The organism is Streptomyces sp. NPDC005302, assembly GCF_040607345.1.
Lineage (GTDB): Bacteria > Actinomycetota > Actinomycetes > Streptomycetales > Streptomycetaceae > Streptomyces.
In genome coordinates this window covers 87,783-106,557 of sequence record NZ_JBEXGN010000015.1, presented here as the reverse complement: position 1 = coordinate 106,557, position 18,775 = coordinate 87,783, and the positions used below count along the sequence as shown (strand labels likewise).

Below are 18,775 nucleotides of genomic sequence, written 5' to 3'. Positions count from 1 at the left end.
CGACCTCGCATCTCCACCCACGGGTGGAGCCCCCGCCCCCGACCAGCTCACGGGCCGGTCAAGAGCGTCCTTCGCGCTTTCCGCCCCTGCCCATCCCGAACGCGGGACGCCGCCCCACACCCCGCTCCGCGAACGTTGGCGGAGCATGAATCCCAGATACATGCGACTCTCACCCGCCGCGGGAGGCGGTGGACCGTGCCGGCGCATCACATGCCCGTCACTCACGCCCGGATCGAGCAGCTCCCGTAACTCCACTCTCCACCCACGCCTGATGCCATCGGTGACTTACGGATGTAACAGGCGCGGCCCCGACCCTCACCGGACCGAGACCGCACCCTCAAGCACCCGCAGGGCTACGCGTCGATGCGTGACCGGTCCAACGTCGCAGCCGAGCTGGAGATGAACTCCTTGCGCGGAGCCACATCGTTGCCCATCAGTAGGTCGAACACCTGCTCGGAAGCGTCGAGGTCCGAGATGTTGATCCGTCGCAGCGTCCGGTAACGCGGATCCATCGTCGTCTCGGCCAGCTGATCGGCGTCCATCTCACCGAGACCCTTGTACCGCTGGATCGAGTCCTTGTAGCGCACGCCCTTGCGCTGGAACTCGAGCAGCGTCTCCCGCAGCTCACGGTCCGAGTACGTGTAGACGTACTTGTCCTGCCCCTTCTTGGGCTGACTGAGCTCGATCCGGTGCAGCGGCGGGACCGCCGCGAACACCCGCCCCGCCTCGACCATGGGCCGCATGTAGCGCTGGAAGAGGGTCAGCAGGAGGATCCGGATGTGCGCGCCGTCCACATCGGCGTCGACGAGAAGGATGATCTTCCCGTAGCGCGCCGCGTCGATGTCGAAGGTCCGACCGGACCCGGCTCCTATGACCTGGATGATCGCGCCGCACTCGGCGTTCTTCAGCATGTCCGTGACAGAGGCCTTCTGAACGTTGAGGATCTTGCCCCGGATCGGCAGCAGCGCCTGGAACTCGGAGTTCCGGGCCAGCTTCGCCGTACCGAGCGCGGAGTCGCCCTCGACGATGAACAGCTCGCTGCGCCCCACGTCGTCACTGCGGCAGTCGGCGAGCTTGGCGGGCAGCGAGGAGGACTCCAGGGCCGTCTTCCGACGCTGGGCGTCCTTGTGCTGACGGGCGGCGATCCGCGTACGGGCGGCCGAAACGGCCTTCTCCATGACGACCCGCGCCTGAGCCGCGGCATCACGCTTCGCGGTGGTCAGGAAAGCCTTGAGTTCCTTGCTCACCACGTTCGTCACGATGCGGCGGGCCGCCGAGGTCCCGAGGACCTCCTTGGTCTGCCCCTCAAACTGGGGTTCGGCGAGACGCACGGTGACGACGGCGGTGAGGCCCTCCAGGGCGTCGTCCTTGACGATGTCGTCCTCGGCGACCCGGAGCATCTTCTTGGCCCGCAGGACCTCGTTCATCGTCTTGGCCACGGCCTGCTCGAAGCCGGCGACGTGGGTGCCGCCCTTAGGGGTGGCGATGATGTTCACGAAGGACTTGAGGGTGGTGTCGTACCCGGTGCCCCAGCGCATCGCGACATCGACGCCGAGCTCGCGGGTGACCTCGGTCGGGGTCATCTGCCCGTGTTCGTCGAGGACGGGCACGGTCTCCTTGAAGCTGCCCTGCCCGGAGAAGCGGAGTACGTCGCACACCGGCTTGTCAGTGGCCAGGTACTCACAGAACTCGCTGATCCCGCCGTCGAAGCGGAACGACTCCTCACCCTTGCTGCCGCCCTCACCGAGCCCGAACTCGTCACGGACGACGATGGTGAGCCCCGGGACCAGGAAAGCGGTCTGGCGGGCCCGCTGGTGGAGGTGCTCCAGGGAGAGCTTGGCATCCTTGAGGAAGATCTGGCGGTCGGCCCAGTAGCGCACGCGCGTACCGGTGCGGTTCTTCGGGACCCGCTTGACCTTGCGCAGCCCGGACGTCGGGTCGAAGGCCGCGTCGGGCCCGTCGGCCTTGAAGGCTCCGGGGGTCCCACGCCGGAAGCTCACCGCGTGCGTGTTGCCACTGCGGTCCACCTCGACGTCCAGGCGGGCGGAGAGGGCGTTCACCACGGAAGCGCCCACGCCGTGCAGACCGCCGGAGGCCGCGTACGAGCCGCCTCCGAACTTTCCACCGGCGTGAAGCTTGGTCATGACGACCTCAACGCCGGAGAGCCCCGTCTTGGGCTCCACGTCGACGGGGATGCCACGGCCGTTGTCCTTCACCTCGACGGAGCCGTCGTCGTGCAGGATCACGTCGATGTGGTCGCAGTAGCCCCCGAGGGCCTCGTCCACGGAGTTGTCGATGATCTCCCAGAGGCAGTGCATCAGGCCACGACTGTCGGTCGAGCCGATGTACATGCCAGGGCGCTTGCGGACGGCTTCGAGCCCCTCAAGGACGAGCAGGTGCCGCGCGGTGTAGTTGGAACCGTCCCGGTCTGCTCCGGTCAGCAGCGCTGTGGACGGCACGGACGTCTCGGCGGTCACGCGGTTCGCTCCTCGCTGAATTTCAGGTGGGACCCTTTTGGGTAAGGGCCCGGCTTCGGTTGCCGCTCAGAGGGTACCGAGGCCTGGTAGAGCCGTTGTAACGCCACCCTCGCACTAAACTCACACTAGTCCAGGGTCGTATGGGTGTTCGATCCCTCGATGGAGTGAAGTACATATCACGTTCCCTTCGAGGCATGAACCATTTAGGCTCCGGGCACGTCCTCATCAACAACCGGCAACCCAGCCGGGAGGACCGACCCCCCGACAGACTGCGCGAACCCGTACAGACACGAAGACACGCAATACGGCTCATTCGCCGCCAACCGGCAGCAGACAGCCGCCTCGAAAGAAAATTTCGAGGAAAAGCCGCGAGCGGGAACGTTTTCGGCCTGGTTGGATGTTGACCCTGGTACGACAGCTCGTCGAGCTAGAGAAGAGGCGACGTGACTACTGTTCTGACCCCCGCGAGCCCGCTGACGGCCGCTGACCGCTGCGACCGTTGCGGCGCCCAGGCATATCTGCGCGTCGTCCTCCTGAGCGGCGGAGAACTGCTCTTCTGCGCCCATCACGGTCGCAAGTTCGAGCCGGAACTCAAGAAGATCGCCGCTGAGATACAGGACGAGACGGAGCGGCTCACGTCCGCTCCCGAAAGCGTCAACGACGAAGAACACTGACCTTCGCATCAACGACGAGCGGGTGCCGGCGACAGGCCGGTGAGTGGGCGGTCACTTCCTGGACTCCAGGGAGTGACCGCCCACACTCGTACCACGGCACCTGAAGGCCTCAGCGAGCGGCTCCGAGCGCTTGGGCGGCCTCCGACACCCGGGTATAGACGCCGGGGCTCCCAGGGCGCCCACAGCCGCTTCCCCAGGACACCAGGCCGATGAGGCGGCCCTGGGCGACCAGCGGGCCGCCACTGTCTCCCTGGCAGGCGTCACGGCCGCCTCCGGGTTCACCGGCGCACACCATGGACGCGGCGTCGTACGTACCGTCCGCACTCCCCGGGTACGCCCGCTTACAGGCGTCGTCGGACAGCACATGCACGTCCGCGGCCCGCAGATTGCGCGCGTAGTCGCCGCCCCCGGTCGTGTCGCCCCAGCCGTAGACCTTGGCGGCCGTCCCGGCCTCGTAGGCGGGGTCTCCGGTGGGCGCCATGCGGATCACGGAGGCGGCAGGCAGTGGCTCGGAGAGCGTCAGCACGCCGAAGTCGCCGGAGTTCGTGTAGCTGTCATAGTGCGGATTGACCCAGATGTCGCGTACCGGGATCTCCTTCCCGTCACTGGCCAGCAGGTCCCCGCGGCCGGTGATGACCCTCAGATCGCGAGCTTGCCGTGGTGGCGCGCCCAGCACGTCGCTGCCCAGACAGTGGGCGGCGGTCAGGACGGTGGTCGGGCCGATGACCACTCCTCCGCAGAACTGTCCCGCGCGCGTACCTCCGAACCGGTCACGGCTGGACAGCGCGACCGTCCACGGGCTCTCGGAGATCTGGACCGGGTAGCTGCCGACGACAACACTGTCGACCGCTGCCTGGGCGGGGGAGGTCAGCGGTATCACCGCTGCGGCGGCCGCAAGGGCCAGGACGGGGGCAAAGGGACGACGCATGCGCGCTCCTCACACTGGGATGACCATGGAACACCCACAGTGATCCAGCGGACACGGGCACGCACGCCGCGCACGCGCCGAGGGCCCGGCTCCCTTGCGGGAAACCGGGCCCTCGGTGACGTTCGGCCGAGGCCTAGTCGAGGTAGTCGCGCAGCACCTGGGAGCGCGACGGGTGACGAAGCTTCGACATGGTCTTGGACTCGATCTGGCGGATCCGCTCACGGGTCACGCCGTACACCTTGCCGATCTCGTCGAGGGTCTTCGGCTGACCGTCGGTGAGACCGAAGCGCATCGAGACGACGCCCGCCTCGCGCTCGGACAGGGTGTCGAGAACGGAGTGCAGCTGCTCCTGCAGGAGCGTGAAGCTGACCGCGTCGGCCGGGACGACAGCCTCGGAGTCCTCGATGAGGTCACCGAACTCGCTGTCACCGTCCTCGCCCAGCGGGGTGTGCAGCGAAATGGGCTCGCGGCCGTACTTCTGGACCTCGATGACCTTCTCAGGGGTCATGTCGAGTTCCTTGGCCAGCTCCTCCGGCGTGGGCTCACGGCCCAGGTCCTGGAGCATCTGACGCTGCACACGCGCGAGCTTGTTGATGACCTCGACCATGTGCACCGGGATACGGATGGTGCGGGCCTGGTCGGCCATGGCGCGGGTGATCGCCTGACGAATCCACCAGGTGGCGTACGTCGAGAACTTGTAGCCCTTGGTGTAGTCGAACTTCTCGACCGCGCGGATCAGACCGAGGTTGCCCTCCTGGATGAGGTCCAGGAAGAGCATGCCGCGGCCGGTGTAGCGCTTGGCCAGGGAGACCACCAGACGGAGGTTGGCCTCCAGGAGGTGGTTCTTGGCGCGGCGGCCGTCCTCGGCGATGATCTCCAGCTCGCGCTTGAGCTTGGGAGCGAGCTTGTCGGCATTGGCCAGCTTGTCCTCGGCGAACAGACCAGCCTCGATGCGCTTGGCGAGCTCGACCTCCTGCTCGGCGTTGAGCAGCGGGACCTTGCCGATCTGCTTGAGGTAGTCCTTGACCGGGTCGGCGGTGGCACCGGCCACGGCGACCTGCTGCGCGGGCGCGTCGTCCTCGTCGTCGTCGGAGAGGACGAAGCCCTTGTTCTCGGCTCCCTCCTCTTCCTCCTCGCCGGCCTTGCCCGGGGTCTCCTCCGCCGCCTCGTCGTCGACGAGCTCGGCGTCGTCCTTCTTGGCGGTGGTCTTCTTGGCCGCGGTCTTCTTGGCGACCGTCTTCTTGGCGACGGCCTTCTTGGCCGTCGTCTTCTTGGCGGCAGTTGCCTTACCGGCGGACTCGTCCTCGGCCGGGTCGCCCGCGAGGGCGGCCGGGGCCGCGGTGGCGGTGGCCTTCTTGGCGGTCACCGTCTTCGCCGCCACCGTCTTGGTGGCGGTGCGCTTGGCAGGACTCTTCGCTGCGACGCTCTTTCGGGTGCGCTTGGGCTCCGCGGCACTGACCATCAGCGTCACACCCTCTTCCTCGAGGATCTGGTTGAGGCTGCGCAGTACGTTCTTCCACTGAGTGGCCGGAATCTGGTCAGCTTCGAAGGCCCGACGCACGTCATCGCCGGCGATCTGCCCCTCAGCCTTTCCCCGCTCAATGAGCGCCATGACAGAGACGGACTCGGCGATCTCCGGCGGGAGCGTACGGGATGTGCTGGCCGACACGAACAACCTCTCGGAACGTTGGAAAACGGCTTCCGGCCCCGTCCGCTTTGGACAGGAACCGACGACCGCCGACTTGGGGATGGGCCGACGGCGCGGGCGGGTGCCGGGGAGAGGGACAGCGCCATGAACGGCGTCTGTATTCCCTCCTCGACTATCACCTCTTAGGTCATCGCGCTGCCCGGTTGAGCGTTACGCCCAATCTACGTGGCCCGAGTCACACCCCGTAAGTGCTCAAAAGAGGTCAGATCCGGTCGGACCAGGTCAGGCCGTGGCCCACGGCGCGGTCACACCGTCGGGACCCTGCCGGATCGGGGAAGGATCCGGCAGGGTCCCGACGGGAAATGGAGAGGGCTTCACCGGCCGATCGACGACCCGGACACGCGCACACCCCGGACCGCGTCACCCTCGGTGCGCGATCAGTGCTCGCGCGGAGCGGGCACGACGCGCTCCACCTCGGGGTGGACCGTGAGCAGCTGCCGCATCGCCGTCTCGGCAGCCGAGCCGTCGGCCGCCGCGAGGGCGTCCACGATGCGGCCGTGGTGACCCAGGGATGCCTCGGTCGGACGGTCACAGCCGGTGACCGGGGCTCCGGAGACCTGAAGAGCGGACGACACGATCCCGGAGAGGTGCTCCAGCATCCGGTTGCTGGCGAGCTGGATGAGCAGCGAGTGGAACTCGGCGTCGGCCCGCGAGAACGTGAGGGAGTCACCCTGCGCCATGGCGTGGCCCATGATCTCGACCATGTCGCCGAGCCGCTGCTGGATGTCCTCACGCCCGTGTCCGGCGGCCAGGCGCGCGGCGAGCGGCTCGATGGTCCAGCGGAGCTCGCTCAGCTCGCGACGCTGGTCGTCCCGCTGGGGGCCGAAGGCACGCCACTCGATGATGTCCGGGTCCAGAAGGTTCCAGTCGCTGACGGGACGCACGCGCGTGCCGACGTTCGGGCGGGCACTGACCAGCCCCTTGGCCTCAAGGACGCGGAGCGACTCACGGACGACGGTCCGGGAGACCTCGAACCGCTGGCCGATCTCCTCGGGCACGAGCGGACGGTCCGCGCCGAGGTCTCCGGAGACGATCATCTGACCGAGCTGCTGGACGAGCTGGCCGTGCAGCCCGCGTCCGCGGCTGCCCGCGGCGCGCCGGCCCACGCGCCCGAGCTCGGGCTCGGCGCTCTCCCACACGGGGGCGCTCACGCGGTCGACACCAGGAGCATCGGCATAGTGGTAACGGTCGAGGTCGCCCGGGCCTGCCAGGCCGGAGTCGGAGGAGCGGGCGGCGGTCATCATGGTCTGCGCAAGGGTACTCACGGGTCTTTTGTCGGCGCCCGCCCCAACTCCCTTGAGGTCTTTGGTGAAAAGCACACGAAAGGGTGATCGCTCACCCCGTCGCAATTGACGCCTTATCGGAAAGAAATGGGCGTTCTTCGGGGGAGTTGTGTACACAGCAGGAACGGAAGGGTGCGGACGGTCGTCACCGGACCCGGCTCCGCAGGGTCGTGAGCAGATATGCGCAGAGCAGAGCGGTCAACGACAACGTCAGAGCTCCGCCCACAGGTTGGACGAGCACCTCCACGGCGGCCGCCAGATACCGCCCCCCGCCGAAAGGCCACTGCACCAGAACCAGCTCCCGCAACCGCTCGGAGAACCCGGCCGCCTTCCGCACAGACGGCCCCTGCAAGACCCTTTGTACGAGTGGTACGACGGCGACGGGTACGGCGAGAACCGCGGCGAGCCCGGCGGCGGTCGAGCGGAAGATGCCGGCGGCCAGCACACCGGCCCACGCACAGCCGACCACGAGCCCGATCCAACTTGCGCCTAGGGAAAGCCAGTCGGCGGGAACGCTCGTGAGCTCCCGTCCGTAGACGAGGTAGAGCATTTCGAGGTCGCACCCGACCGCGAGGACGGCGAGGAGCAGGGCGATGGCGGAGGCGACGAGGAGTTTGGCGGTGAGCAGTCCCAGCCGGCGGGGGACGGTGCCGCGATCCGTGGCCAGGGCCGGGTGACGGAACTCCTCTCCGAACGCGAGGGCTCCCAGTAGCCCGGCGCCCAGCGCGGCGGGCGGCAGCGGGAGTTCCTGCGGCCAGGCGGCCAGCAGCCGCGCCTGGGGCGTGTGCCCGATGCGGGCGAGGAGGACGGACAGGAGGGCCGAGGTGACGAGAACGACCGCCGTCACGAGATAGCCGGTGCCGACGCCGGCGGACCGGCGCAGTTCGTAGCGCAGAGGTCGCAGCGGGCTTGGGACATGCCGTACGGCGATGGGGGGCGGGAGGGGTGAGAGGCCGTTCGCGGCCGGCATCGCGACTGGACGGCGTTCCTGGGTCCGGGACTCGTCCGCGTCCTCCAGGGTTCGGGACTCGTGCGCGTCCTCGCTCGGCCGCTCCTCCTCCGCATCTGACGCATCTGACACCTGCGCCCCCGTCTCGGAGGGGCGCACGGAAACAGGCCCCATGTCACCCACCTCGTCGGCGAGTTGGTGGACGAGGATGCCGTTCCGGAATGCGGCCTCTCCGACATCGGCACAGGTGCTGCCGTACACCGAAAGCCGGTTGCCCTCCTCACGCACCACCTCGACGGAGCGTTGCGTGGTGCGGGCCTCCTTGGCCAGGAGGGCGCCGAGCCGGGCGGCGTGCGGGCTGCGGACGACTACGCGTGGGCGCAGCCGGGTGCGGGCGAAGTCGGTGGATTCCTGGTCGGCGACGAGCCGTCCCCGCTCCAGGGTGACGACCCGGTCGGCGGTCCGGGCGGCTTCCTTGGGGTCGTCCGTGGTGAAGAGCACCGTGCCGCCCTGCGAGGCGTGGGCGCGCAGAATCCCGTACAGCCAACGGGCTTCTCGGGGGGAGAGCCCGTCCGCGGGGTTGTCGAGCATGAGGGTGTGCGGGTCGGACAGGAGCGCGGATGCCAGCCCGAGGCGGCGGTCCATACCGCGGGAGAGCGTGCCCAGCCGCTCGTCGCGGAGGCTGGCGAGCCCCACCACTTCGAGCACTTCTTCCGCTCTGCGTACGGGCACGCCGACGGCGGCGCACAGCATGCGGAGTTGGCCACGGACCGTGCGGGCCGGATGGCCGGGCACCGCACCCATGACGACGCCGACCTCGCGTGACGGATGGGCGATCCTGTGCAGCGGCCGTCCCCGGAAGTAGGTGATTCCGCGGCCCTGTTGGAGTTCGAGCATGAGCTTCAACGCCGTCGTCTTGCCCGCGCCCTGGGCTCCGAGGAGCGCTGTGACGCGGCCCGCGTGCGCCTCGAAGGACACGTCGTCAACGGCGGGCGGGTGCTCCTTGCGAATGTTGCTGGTCAGTCCGATGGCCTGGATCACCCACAGCAAGATAGCGCGACATAAAGGATTTTCCGGGCACCATGCGGCTCGCCCCGGTCATGCTTCATGGCACTTTCGCGCACGTCGAGGCGCTGAGACCCGAAACGGTGTCCGCGCGGCCTCGTCAGACCTCGGGGCGCAGCATCGGCGGATTGAGGAGTGTGGCACCGCCCGCGCGGAACAGCTGGGCGGGACGGCCGCCCTGGCGGGTGGTCGTACCGCCGGTGGGCACCAGGAAGCCCGGGGTGCCCGTCACCTTGCGATGGAAGTTGCGCGGGTCCAGCACCACCCCCCACACCGCCTCGTAGACACGGCGCAGCTCGCCGACAGTGAACTCGGTCGGGCAGAAGGCCGTCGCCAGGGACGAGTATTCGATCTTGGAGCGGGCGCGCTCCACGCCGTCCGAGAGGATCTGGGTGTGGTCGAAGGCGAGGGGCGCGGCCTGCTCCCCGTCCCTGCCGTACCCGCCCTGCTGGAGGAGTTCCTCCACCGGTGCCCAGCGAGCGCTGTTCGCGTCGCCGCCGGCCCGGGGCGCGGGCAGATCGGGGGCCAGTGCCAGGTGCGCGACACTGACCACCCTCATCCGGGGGTCCCGCTTGGGGTCGCCATAGGTCGCGAGCTGCTCGAGGTGTGCGCCGTTGTCCTGCGCGGGCACGGAGGGGTCGTGGGCGCTCAGCCCGGTCTCCTCGGCCAGTTCACGCGCGGCAGCCTGGGCCAGATCCTCGTCGTCCCGTACGAAACCGCCGGGCAGCGCCCACCGTCCCTGGAAGGGCTGCTCTCCCCGCCGTACCGCCAACGCGCACAGGGCATGGCGGCGCACGGTCAGCACGACCAGGTCCACGGTCACGGCGAAGGGCGGAAAGGCTGACGGGTCGTAGGGCATGCCGCGATCATAGTCGTCTTCCTGACGATAAACACCTCGTTCGTCAGCTCCGACCACGGTTGATCGTTTTCTGTCCGGTAACACACCCCGGCCGCCGAGAGCCCCGGCCGCCGGACGCGTTCCAGGACGTCACAGTCCCAACTGCAGTCCGTCACCCGCCTCCTCGACCATGGCGAGCCCCAGTCTGCTGACGCGGACGGAGAAGGGGGCTCCCGAGATCCGCAGGCCGGTGAGGCCGATCTCGCCCAGGGGCGCAGCGCGGAACGGACGCAGGGTGACCGACCCGGCTGGCACATCGGGGCGGATCCCGGCCAGTGTGCTGAGCAGCAGCACTCCGGCCGCCGCGGAGACGGCCGCCGGCCGTGAGGCAGCGGGGTGCGGCAGTGGGGCGCTGCCCTCCGTGCGCTGCTCCCCGGCGTACATGTCCGGGAGTCGGTGGCCGAAGGACTGGGCAGCCGCGAGGGCACCGCACAGCAGCGAGGCCGCTTCCTTCTCGTAGCCGGCGGAGGCCAGCCCGGCGACCGCCACGGCCGTCTCCTGAACGCGCACGGCCCCCGCGCGGTGACCGAACGGGTTGTACGCCGCCTCCTTCGCCGCCAGGCTGCGCAGCCCCCAGCCGGAGTCCATGGCCGGGCTTCCGAGGAGCCGCGCGAGCTGTTCGGTGCAGACCTTGTCGAGCAGGCCGGGAGCCGACTCACCGGAGCCGAGCAATCCGGTGTCGAGGAGATGGGCGGCACTCGAGCCGAGCTGGGTCGCGAGACGCCCGTCGGGTGCCCGGGCGGCGGCCGGTCTGCCGCCGCCCGGGTCATCGACCCAGAAGTCGGCAGGGAAAGCCGTTCTCATCTCTTGGGCCCACTGCCGCAGTCCCAGGCCCCCCGTCCGGCCGTACGCGTCGAGCAGATCGGCGCCGAGCAGCGCCGCGCGGTGCGCGTGGGCCTGTGTCTCGCAGCGAAGCGGTCCGTTCGGCTGGGCGTCGGAGAGATACGTGCCGTCGCCGACGGTGGTCCTCAGCCATTCGAGGCAGCGCTCGGCCGCGGGAAGCAGTTCCTCGACCTCCGGCTCCGGGAGTCCCCACCTCCGGGCCTCCGCGAGAAGCACCGGGAAGAGCAGCGTCGCCTCCGTCGCCGTGCAACTCGGCGGCAGGTGCGGCCCGGCGTCCCGGAGTGGCCCCGGGATCAGCCCGGCTCGCGGTCCCGGACCCGTGAGCTGTGTGCGGGCCAGCGTTCGCAGTGTGCCGACGGCGAGGCGCGTCCCGAGGGGCAACGTCATCCGGGCGGCCACCAGGGCGTCAGCCGGTGCCGGCCCGCACCGCCACGGCGCGCCCGCCGCGAGGTGGATGTCGGTCGGGTGCCGGGGATCGCGCAGCAGCAACGCCTGGAGATCCTCGACGGATGTCCTCAGGAGGGCTTCCGCGCCGAGCCTGTCGCTCACTGCTCGTGCCGGGGCGAACGGGCTCGCCGCGCCCCGGCCGACAGTCCTGATAGGTCCCGCGCCGTCCAGGCGGACCCGCAGCTCCACGCTCCAGGTGCCTCCGGGCGGCAGTTCGATCTCCCAGCGCAGCAGTCCCGCCGAGGCCAGGGCGTCGGTTGGCGGCGGATCGGCGGTCACCGCGGCGTACCCCGTGGCAGAGGACCAGCGCAGTCCGGCGGCGTGGACGCTGGCTGTCAGTTCGGGTCCTGGGCGGCCGGACGCGATGGACCCCAGTTCCGCGAGGTCCGTCCCGAGCGCGATCTCGACCGGCAGACGCAGCGTGCGCAGGGAGGAGCTCCGCAGAGTGATCCGCTCGGTGCCGTCCGCATGGCGCGTCCTCTCGACGAGCATGTCCGGGTCGGGCCCCGCGTCGGGAGCGACACGCAGGGTGCCCACGAAGCGGGCCACGTCGGCCGCGACCATGCGTGCCTGCACGGGGAGCGGCTCCCTGCCCGCGACACTCAGCCGGCAGCGCGACAACAGGCGGCGCCCCGCCCGGTAGACACCCTCCAGTCCACGGCCGTTGAGCTGCCCCTCTTCTTCGGAGATCGCCAGCCCTGGAAGCGCGACGCAGATCAGGGCGGTGTGGGCGGGCGGCAGTTCCCCCGTCCGGCCAGGTACGCGAGGAGGTTTCTGCGACGTGGTGGGGCCGCGCCCGCCTGGAAGAGAGGGCGCACCGATGTCCCGGTCCGCTCGGGGGGCCACCGGGTCGCCCCTGCGTCTGACGGGTTGCGCTGTGTCGGTCGCGGGCGGGCGGGTGTCGTCGGGGGCAGAGGACGGACTGGTCATGGGCATCGGGTGGCTTCCTCCGCGCTCGGTGCGCCTGGAGCGCGTTCGGCGCCTGGTGGGTGGCTCCGTGGAGTCGGGGGTGTTGCTGCGGCGCAACCCGGCCCCGGACTCCGCCACTCAGGTGAACGGGGCAGCCCCGTCCGGGGTCACGCTCTCGCCCCGCCAAGCCGACCGAATGGCGGCGGGCGGGGCGCCGGACGAAACCCTCGGCCGCCACCGGCGGTCGCATCGCCGTCAGCTCCACAGGTCGACCCGAGGTGGCCCCGACCGCCGAGGGGTACTCACCCCCGACGGCGCCCCAAGCCACCCCGGCTGTGCGCGGGGCCGGTCCCCGTCCCGATTCTCGAAGGCGCGCTCTCCTCCACTCCGCGGGTTTGCGGCTCACCCGTCCTCCTCGCCGCGCCGCCCGCCACCGTCACCCGACGTGTGCGGGTGCGCGTCCGCCCTTTCTCCGGATCGGCCCGGCCGGTCCTGGACCCGGGAGGACTCGCTGACCGGACGACTGACCTGGCCACCCGCCGCCCCAGGTCCGCGCCGGGCCGGACGGGCACCGCCGTTCACGCTCGTACGGGCCCGCCGACGGCGCCGGGACGCGGGTGGCGCGGCAGGCGCGCAAGGCCCGTCGGACTTCGCGCCCGGGTCCGTCGGGGAAAGGGACCCATCGGAATCGGAGTCCTTTTGCTCGGGCACCGGGCCACGACCGGTCCGTTCCCCGCGCAGGCAGCGGCGGATGGACTCCGGATCCAGCCCTTCGTTGCATGCCTGATGGAGGAGACGGGCGAACAGGTAGTCGGGGTCGGAGCCGAGGGCCATGGCGAGCGCCTCTCGTGCCTCCAGTTCGTCGCCGGTGGACCATGCGACCCATCCGGCGAGGCTGAGAGGTGCGGCGGCGTGCTCGCGGTAGGGGCCGACACAGCGGCGGGCCAGCGCTCGCCACAGACGCAGCGCCGAGCCCGCTTCGTCGCCCTCCATCCACTCCGCGGCGCGGTCGCGTGTCGTGCGGTCCTGAAGAGCGAGGATCAGTGTGGCGGCCTCCTCGTCCTCCAGGAGTCCGTCGTCACGCAGGTCGGCCGGACGCATCCCGGGTACGGAGGGGGCGGCCGCCAGTCGGTCCCTGATCCGCCGGGCCAGCGTCAGGGCCTCCTCGGCCACCTCGGCGCGGCCGGCGTCCTCCAGGATCCTCGGCACGAGAGCCATGCTGGCGGTATCGAGGGCGACCTCCTGGCCCGGCGCGGCGGTCGTCTCCCAAGGAGTGAGCCTGGCCGTCAGCTCCCGCAGGGAACCGCGCACCTGTAGACCGGCGTAGGTGGCGGCCGCGGCCAGCACGGACGTGCCGGGAAGTCCCATCGACGAGCCTTCCGGAGGACAGCACCCTTGGCCGGGGCAGGTGTACGACCAGAAACGGCCGTCGGAGATGCAGAGTGCCTCGATCACCGGAACGTCGAGACGTCCACAGGCCGTGCGCAGCAACTGTGCGAGCGGGCGAAGCCGTTCCATGACGTCCCGCCCCGACTCACCGGCTCCGGGGTCCTGACAGAGGTAGGCGACCATGCTCTCGGGCCGGGCTCCGCGGCGCTCGCTCCCCTTGATCAGTCCCTGCGCCAACTGGTCGGAGGCGGACGCCCAGTCCTCGGCGTGCGCGGGGATTCCGAGGCGGGCCCGGCCACCGAACCGGCCCCGCCGCTCCCGGTCGTGCAGCGCGACCAGCACGATGCTGTCCTCGGGGCGGTACCCCAGGAGATAGGGCAGCGCGTCGGCCAGCTCCGCCGGGGTCCGCAAGGTCACCTGATGCGTGACCTCGTGTTCCCCACCTGCAGCATCCGTATCGGGGCGCACCGGCGTGCCCGGGGCTGTCGGTCCGCCGGGAATCATCGGCCTTCCCGCGACCTCAGCGTCAGTCGGCTTTCCCGCCTCACCCACGCTCGGCAGACCTTCCGCGTGACAGTCTCCAGCGGCCTGGCCCGCACCTCCCTGGCGCTCTGCTCCGGAACCACCGGTACCGCCGGCGTTCGCGGGGCGTCCAGCGTGTTGCCCGGGCGGAGCGGAGCCTTCGGAGTCCGATCGACCACGCGGGACGCTCCAACCACCGGATGCCCTTCGGTGACGCGCCCGGCTCCGGCCGCCGTGCGTGTCGTCCCCGGTCGGCTGGGGGTGCGTGCGGCCGGCGCCCAGTGCGCCGATCCTGCTGCCGTTCTCGTCACCGGACATGTCGGGCGCTTCGTCGTGATTCGTCATGCGGTGACCATCTCGCGGATCACAGAATTCCGGTTTGACCTGTGGATAACCACGGCCATGATCACGCCAAAGGTTGTCCACAGGTAGGCGGCTCGTTCGCGGTTTGTCCGACCCATCGGGTTGCATGGGGCCATGACCAACGAAGACCCGCGCCCCCCGGCCACTGACATCGCACCAGGCGCCGCCCGCGAAGAACTGCGGGCATCGGCCGACACCGTCCTGGCCCGGCTCGTCGGTGCCCGGGAGGGCGAGGCGCGCCTGCGCGAGGATCAGTGGCTCGCCATCGAGGCGCTGGTGGCCGACAAGCGCAGAGCACTGGTCGTGCAGCGCACCGGCTGGGGCAAGTCCGCGGTGTACTTCGTCGCGACCGCACTGCTGCGCGAGCGGGGCGCCGGCCCCACCGTGATCGTCTCTCCGCTTCTCGCGCTCATGCGCAACCAGGTGGAGGCGGCCGCCCGTGCCGGCATCCGCGCGCGGACGATCAACTCCTCCAACACGGAGGACTGGGAGACCATCCAGGCCGAGGTGGCGGCGAGCGAGGTCGACGTCCTGCTGGTGAGTCCGGAGCGGCTCAACAACCCCGACTTCCGCGACCAGGTGCTGCCCAAGCTGGCCGCTGCCACAGGCCTCCTGGTGGTCGACGAAGCGCACTGCATCTCCGACTGGGGCCATGACTTCCGGCCGGACTACCGCCGCCTGCGCACCATGCTCGCCGACCTGCCGCCCGGCGTCCCGGTCCTGGCGACCACCGCGACGGCCAACGCGCGCGTGACGGCCGACGTCGCCGAACAGCTCGGCACCGGGGGCAGCACCGACGCACTGGTCCTGCGCGGCCCACTGGACCGGGAGAGTCTGAGCCTGAACGTGCTGCGGCTGCCCGACGCCGCGCACCGGATGGGCTGGCTCGCCGAGCATCTCGGCGATCTGCCGGGCTCCGGCATCATCTACACCCTCACGGTGGCCGCCGCCGAGGAGGTCACCGCGTTCCTGCGTCAGAGCGGCTACACCGTGACGTCGTACACCGGGAAGACGGAGAACGCGGACCGCCAGCAGGCCGAGGAGGATCTGCTCGCCAACCGCGTCAAGGCCCTGGTCGCCACATCGGCGCTCGGGATGGGCTTCGACAAGCCCGACCTGGGATTCGTGGTCCACCTCGGCTCCCCCTCCTCCCCCATCGCCTACTACCAGCAGGTCGGCCGCGCGGGCCGTGGCGTCGAGCACGCGGAGGTGCTACTCCTGCCGGGCAAGGAGGACCAGGCGATCTGGGAGTACTTCGCCTCGATCGCCTTCCCACCCGAGGAGCAGGTGCGGCGCACACTGGACGTGCTGGCACAGGCCGGGCGTCCGCTCTCGCTGCCCGCGCTGGAACCGCTGGTGGACCTGCGCAGGTCCCGTCTGGAGACCATGCTCAAGGTGCTCGACGTGGACGGCGCCGTGCACCGGGTCAAGGGCGGCTGGATCTCCACGGGGACGCCTTGGACGTACGACACCGAGCGCTATGCCTGGGTCGCCAAGCAGCGCGCCGCCGAACAGCAGGCGATGCGGGACTACGTCTCGACGACCGACTGCCGTATGGAGTTCCTGCGGCTGCAGCTGGACGACGAGGGAGCCGCACCGTGCGGGCGTTGCGACAACTGCGCGGGCGCCAGGTTCCAGGCATCCGTGTCCTCCGCCGCCCTGGACGCAGCGAACGGGGAACTCGGGCGCGCGGGCGTCGATGTCGAGCCCCGCAAGATGTGGCCGACCGGACTGCCCGCGGTCGGCGTCGATCTGAAGGGGCGCATCCCGGCCGGCGAACAGGCCTCCCCGGGGCGGGCTCTCGGACGACTGTCGGACATCGGCTGGGGCAACCGGCTGCGCCCCCTGCTCGCGCCGCAGGCACCGGACGGCCCGGTGCCGGACGACGTCGCCAAGGCGGTGGTCGGCGTCCTGGCCGACTGGGCGAAGGGCCCGGGCGGCTGGTCCTCCGGGCAGCCCGACGCGCAGCCCCGCCCGGTCGGCGTCGTGACCGTGGCGTCCCGCTCACGGCCACAGCTGATCCGGTCGCTCGGCGCCGGCATCGCGGAGATCGGCCGCCTCCCTCTCCTGGGATCCGTGGAGTACGTCGGCGACGGCGCGCACATCTCCCGGAGCAACAGCGCTCAGCGGTTGAAGGCACTGGACGGGGCGTTGTCGGTGCCGCCGGAGCTGGCCGCCGCGCTGAAGGAAGCCGCGGGTCCGATCCTGCTGGTGGACGACGCCACGGAGACGGGCTGGACACTCGCCGTGGCCGCGCGGATGCTGCGCAGAGCCGGGGCCCAGGGAGTGTTGCCGCTGGTCCTCGCCGTGCAAGCGTGACCCGCGTGTCCCCGGGCTGAACACCGGGCAGGTATATAGGCGGCCAATCGCCAGAAAACGGTCCGTGGCCCCAATTGCTCGTTGCCGCAACCCAGTTCGACAGGAAGAATTGGAGTCCGCTCCCCGCTCGGTTCGCCCGTGGTCCGGTAGGGCTCTGCTGCGGCGTGCGCATCCCCCAAGTCCGACCCCGCCCGCAGTCTGGGCGCGTAGCCGAAGGGAGGACCGTGACCTTCGGATTCGCTCCGTCCTCGGCGGCATCCATGTCGACGTCTCCCGACCTGTCTGCCGCTTCCGCCAACCCACTGGCCCGCATGCTCGAACCCGCCGAATGGGCCTCGGCCGGAATTCCACTGCTGCGCAATCCCCGTGAGGTCGTCAGCGGGCTGCATGCCCGGCACCGGCCGAAACCGGCGACGGCGGTCGTGGCGGTCCTCGATCCGGACGAACGACTGCTGGCGAGCGCGTCGTTCACGCGGCGATCGGCCCCGGCGGACGGCTGGATGTTCCGTAACGCGCTGCTCGCGCAGTTGCGCAAGGTCATTCCGCACGACCTTCGGCGCCGTTCCCCGGTACGTACGGCCGTGCTGCTGTACTGCCGGGACGGCGACGCGCGTTGGACCGAGGAGGACGGGGCGTGGATGTGGGGGCTGAGGGACGCCTGCACACTTCACGGGCTGCGCTGCGGCGCGTACATCACCCTCACGCGTGACGGCTGGCAGGTTCTCGGCGAGGGGCGTGGCGGACGCCGGCCCAACACGGACTCATCGCCGGAGTTCTTCACGGGCGAGGCGCTGTCGCCGCCGCCCCGTACCGGAGGGGCGGCGTCGGAGGTACTGCGCCGGGCCGCAGCGCGCTGAGCCGCAGCACAGCGTGGTTCACCGACCGACTCCGACGTCGGCTCACCACCAGCCCGCCCCAGGGGGAAGGCGGGCTGCCACGCCGCTCAAGCGCAAGTCCCGACCGGACGGGCGGGCGGTGCGCTGATCCGACCGTCCTGCCGGTCCTGCGGATCGATCAGGGGCAGACAGCACCCCGGCCCATCGGCACACCCCACCGCCGAACAGGACTCAGGACGCACACCCCACCGGACCAGGGGACCGCAGAAGGACCCGGTGATCGCCGCAACGGATCCGGGTTCGCCAAAGAGGGGTGGCATGAGCATGCCACCCCTGGCGACGCACGTCAGCCCCGCACATCTCACGTCAGAGCACAGGGGGCCGTGCGGGTAGGACGAAGCGACCTCCGTGCGAGTGCCGCCGCGGCAGCACCTTCGACGTCCCGCGGTCGCGTTCCGGACGAGGTCCGGAACGCGATCAGACGCCTGCGCCCAGGACCGAGTTGATCTGCTGCGGCTCACCGCAGACGATCAGCAGGGCACCGGCCCGGCCGCGGGCCAGCGGCAGGCCCGAGGCGACAGCCTCGGCGGAACCACCGTTGACGGCGACCACGACCACAGGGCGCGACGCGGCACGGCCGACAGCCGCGGCGTCGGCATAGAAGACGTCGTCACCCGCCTCGTGCTGCGCCCAGTAGGCGACCTCACCGAAGGAAAGCTCGTGCGCGGCCCACGGGTGGAGGTCGCCGGTGGTGATCACCAGCACCTCTCCGGGAGCGCGGCCCGAGTCCAACAGCAGGTCGACGGCTTCTTCGGCGGCGTCCAGCGCGCCCTCGGCCGAGGCCGGGATGAGCTGGAGCTGCGGAGCGGCGGCAGCGGGTGCCGCAGCCTTGGCGGACGGCCCCGTAGCGGCCACGACCGGCTCGCGCACGGTGCGTTGGGCCGGCATGGGCCGGACAGGACCCGGACGGCCGGGACGCGGCGGAGCCACGGGACGGGGACCGGGTACAGGGCGAGGGGTCGGCGCGGTGCGGCTGCTGGCCGGGGTGACGCGGGGACCCTGGGCACTCTCGTGAATCTGAGGCTCCTCGGGAATGAGAGGCATGAGCTGATACTTATCAAACGCCGATGCGATGGGCGTCGGCGGGTGGGACATGAGTGCGAAC

General features: G+C 70.4%; 11 protein-coding genes and 1 pseudogene. 3 read left to right on the top strand and 9 right to left on the bottom strand.

Annotation, left to right across the window (positions count from 1 at the left end):
- Positions 1–353 precede the first annotated feature (353 nt).
- Positions 354–2,477, bottom strand: coding sequence for a DNA topoisomerase IV subunit B (locus ABZT74_RS22495; protein ID WP_355871394.1), 2,124 nt, complete (start codon positions 2,475–2,477; stop codon positions 354–356).
- Positions 2,478–2,920: 443 nt separating this feature from the next.
- Between ABZT74_RS22495 and ABZT74_RS22490 the strand changes: the two genes are divergently transcribed.
- Positions 2,921–3,151, top strand: a complete 231-nt coding sequence (locus ABZT74_RS22490; protein ID WP_081219811.1) for a hypothetical protein — start codon at positions 2,921–2,923, stop codon at positions 3,149–3,151.
- A 109-nt stretch (positions 3,152–3,260) separates the two neighbouring features.
- Here ABZT74_RS22490 and ABZT74_RS22485 read toward each other — a convergent pair whose 3' ends face one another.
- From ABZT74_RS22485 to ABZT74_RS22455, 7 genes and pseudogenes are all read right to left on the bottom strand, one after another.
- On the bottom strand, positions 3,261–4,079 hold the full coding sequence (locus tag ABZT74_RS22485) for a serine protease (protein WP_356437505.1): 819 nt from the start codon (positions 4,077–4,079) through the stop codon (positions 3,261–3,263).
- A gap of 133 nt (positions 4,080–4,212) precedes the next feature.
- The gene (locus tag ABZT74_RS22480) at positions 4,213–5,748 is read right to left on the bottom strand and encodes an RNA polymerase sigma factor (RefSeq protein ID WP_356164736.1); all 1,536 of its coding nucleotides are present in this window, start codon (positions 5,746–5,748) and stop codon (positions 4,213–4,215) included.
- A gap of 416 nt (positions 5,749–6,164) precedes the next feature.
- Positions 6,165–7,052 carry an FCD domain-containing protein gene (locus ABZT74_RS22475; protein WP_355871402.1) on the bottom strand — a complete coding sequence of 296 codons (888 nt, stop codon included), beginning with the start codon at positions 7,050–7,052 and terminating at the stop codon, positions 6,165–6,167.
- A 163-nt stretch (positions 7,053–7,215) separates the two neighbouring features.
- Entirely contained in the window at positions 7,216–9,060 is a 1,845-nt protein-coding gene (locus ABZT74_RS22470; RefSeq protein WP_356437502.1) for an ABC transporter ATP-binding protein, read from the bottom strand.
- 124 nt (positions 9,061–9,184) lie between these two features.
- Entirely contained in the window at positions 9,185–9,943 is a 759-nt protein-coding gene (locus tag ABZT74_RS22465) for an NUDIX hydrolase (protein WP_355871406.1), read from the bottom strand.
- Positions 9,944–10,072: 129 nt separating this feature from the next.
- Positions 10,073–11,989 carry a glycogen debranching N-terminal domain-containing protein gene (locus ABZT74_RS22460; protein ID WP_356437626.1) on the bottom strand — a complete coding sequence of 639 codons (1,917 nt, stop codon included), beginning with the start codon at positions 11,987–11,989 and terminating at the stop codon, positions 10,073–10,075.
- Between the two features lie 594 nt (positions 11,990–12,583).
- Positions 12,584–13,990: pseudogene (locus ABZT74_RS22455) on the bottom strand (DUF4192 domain-containing protein); the annotation flags it as partial.
- 579 nt (positions 13,991–14,569) lie between these two features.
- Here ABZT74_RS22455 and ABZT74_RS22450 point away from each other — a divergent pair.
- Together ABZT74_RS22450 and ABZT74_RS22445 are read left to right on the top strand one after the other, a co-directional pair.
- Positions 14,570–16,774, top strand: a complete 2,205-nt coding sequence (locus ABZT74_RS22450) for a RecQ family ATP-dependent DNA helicase (RefSeq protein WP_356437499.1) — start codon at positions 14,570–14,572, stop codon at positions 16,772–16,774.
- 224 nt (positions 16,775–16,998) lie between these two features.
- Positions 16,999–17,631 carry a hypothetical protein gene (locus ABZT74_RS22445; protein ID WP_356437496.1) on the top strand — a complete coding sequence of 211 codons (633 nt, stop codon included), beginning with the start codon at positions 16,999–17,001 and terminating at the stop codon, positions 17,629–17,631.
- Between the two features lie 456 nt (positions 17,632–18,087).
- On the opposite strand, the gene ABZT74_RS22440 is transcribed toward ABZT74_RS22445, so the two are convergent.
- Positions 18,088–18,714 (bottom strand): hypothetical protein, encoded by a 627-nt coding sequence (locus tag ABZT74_RS22440; RefSeq protein WP_356164728.1) that lies wholly within the window; start codon positions 18,712–18,714, stop codon positions 18,088–18,090.
- Positions 18,715–18,775: the final 61 nt, after the last annotated feature.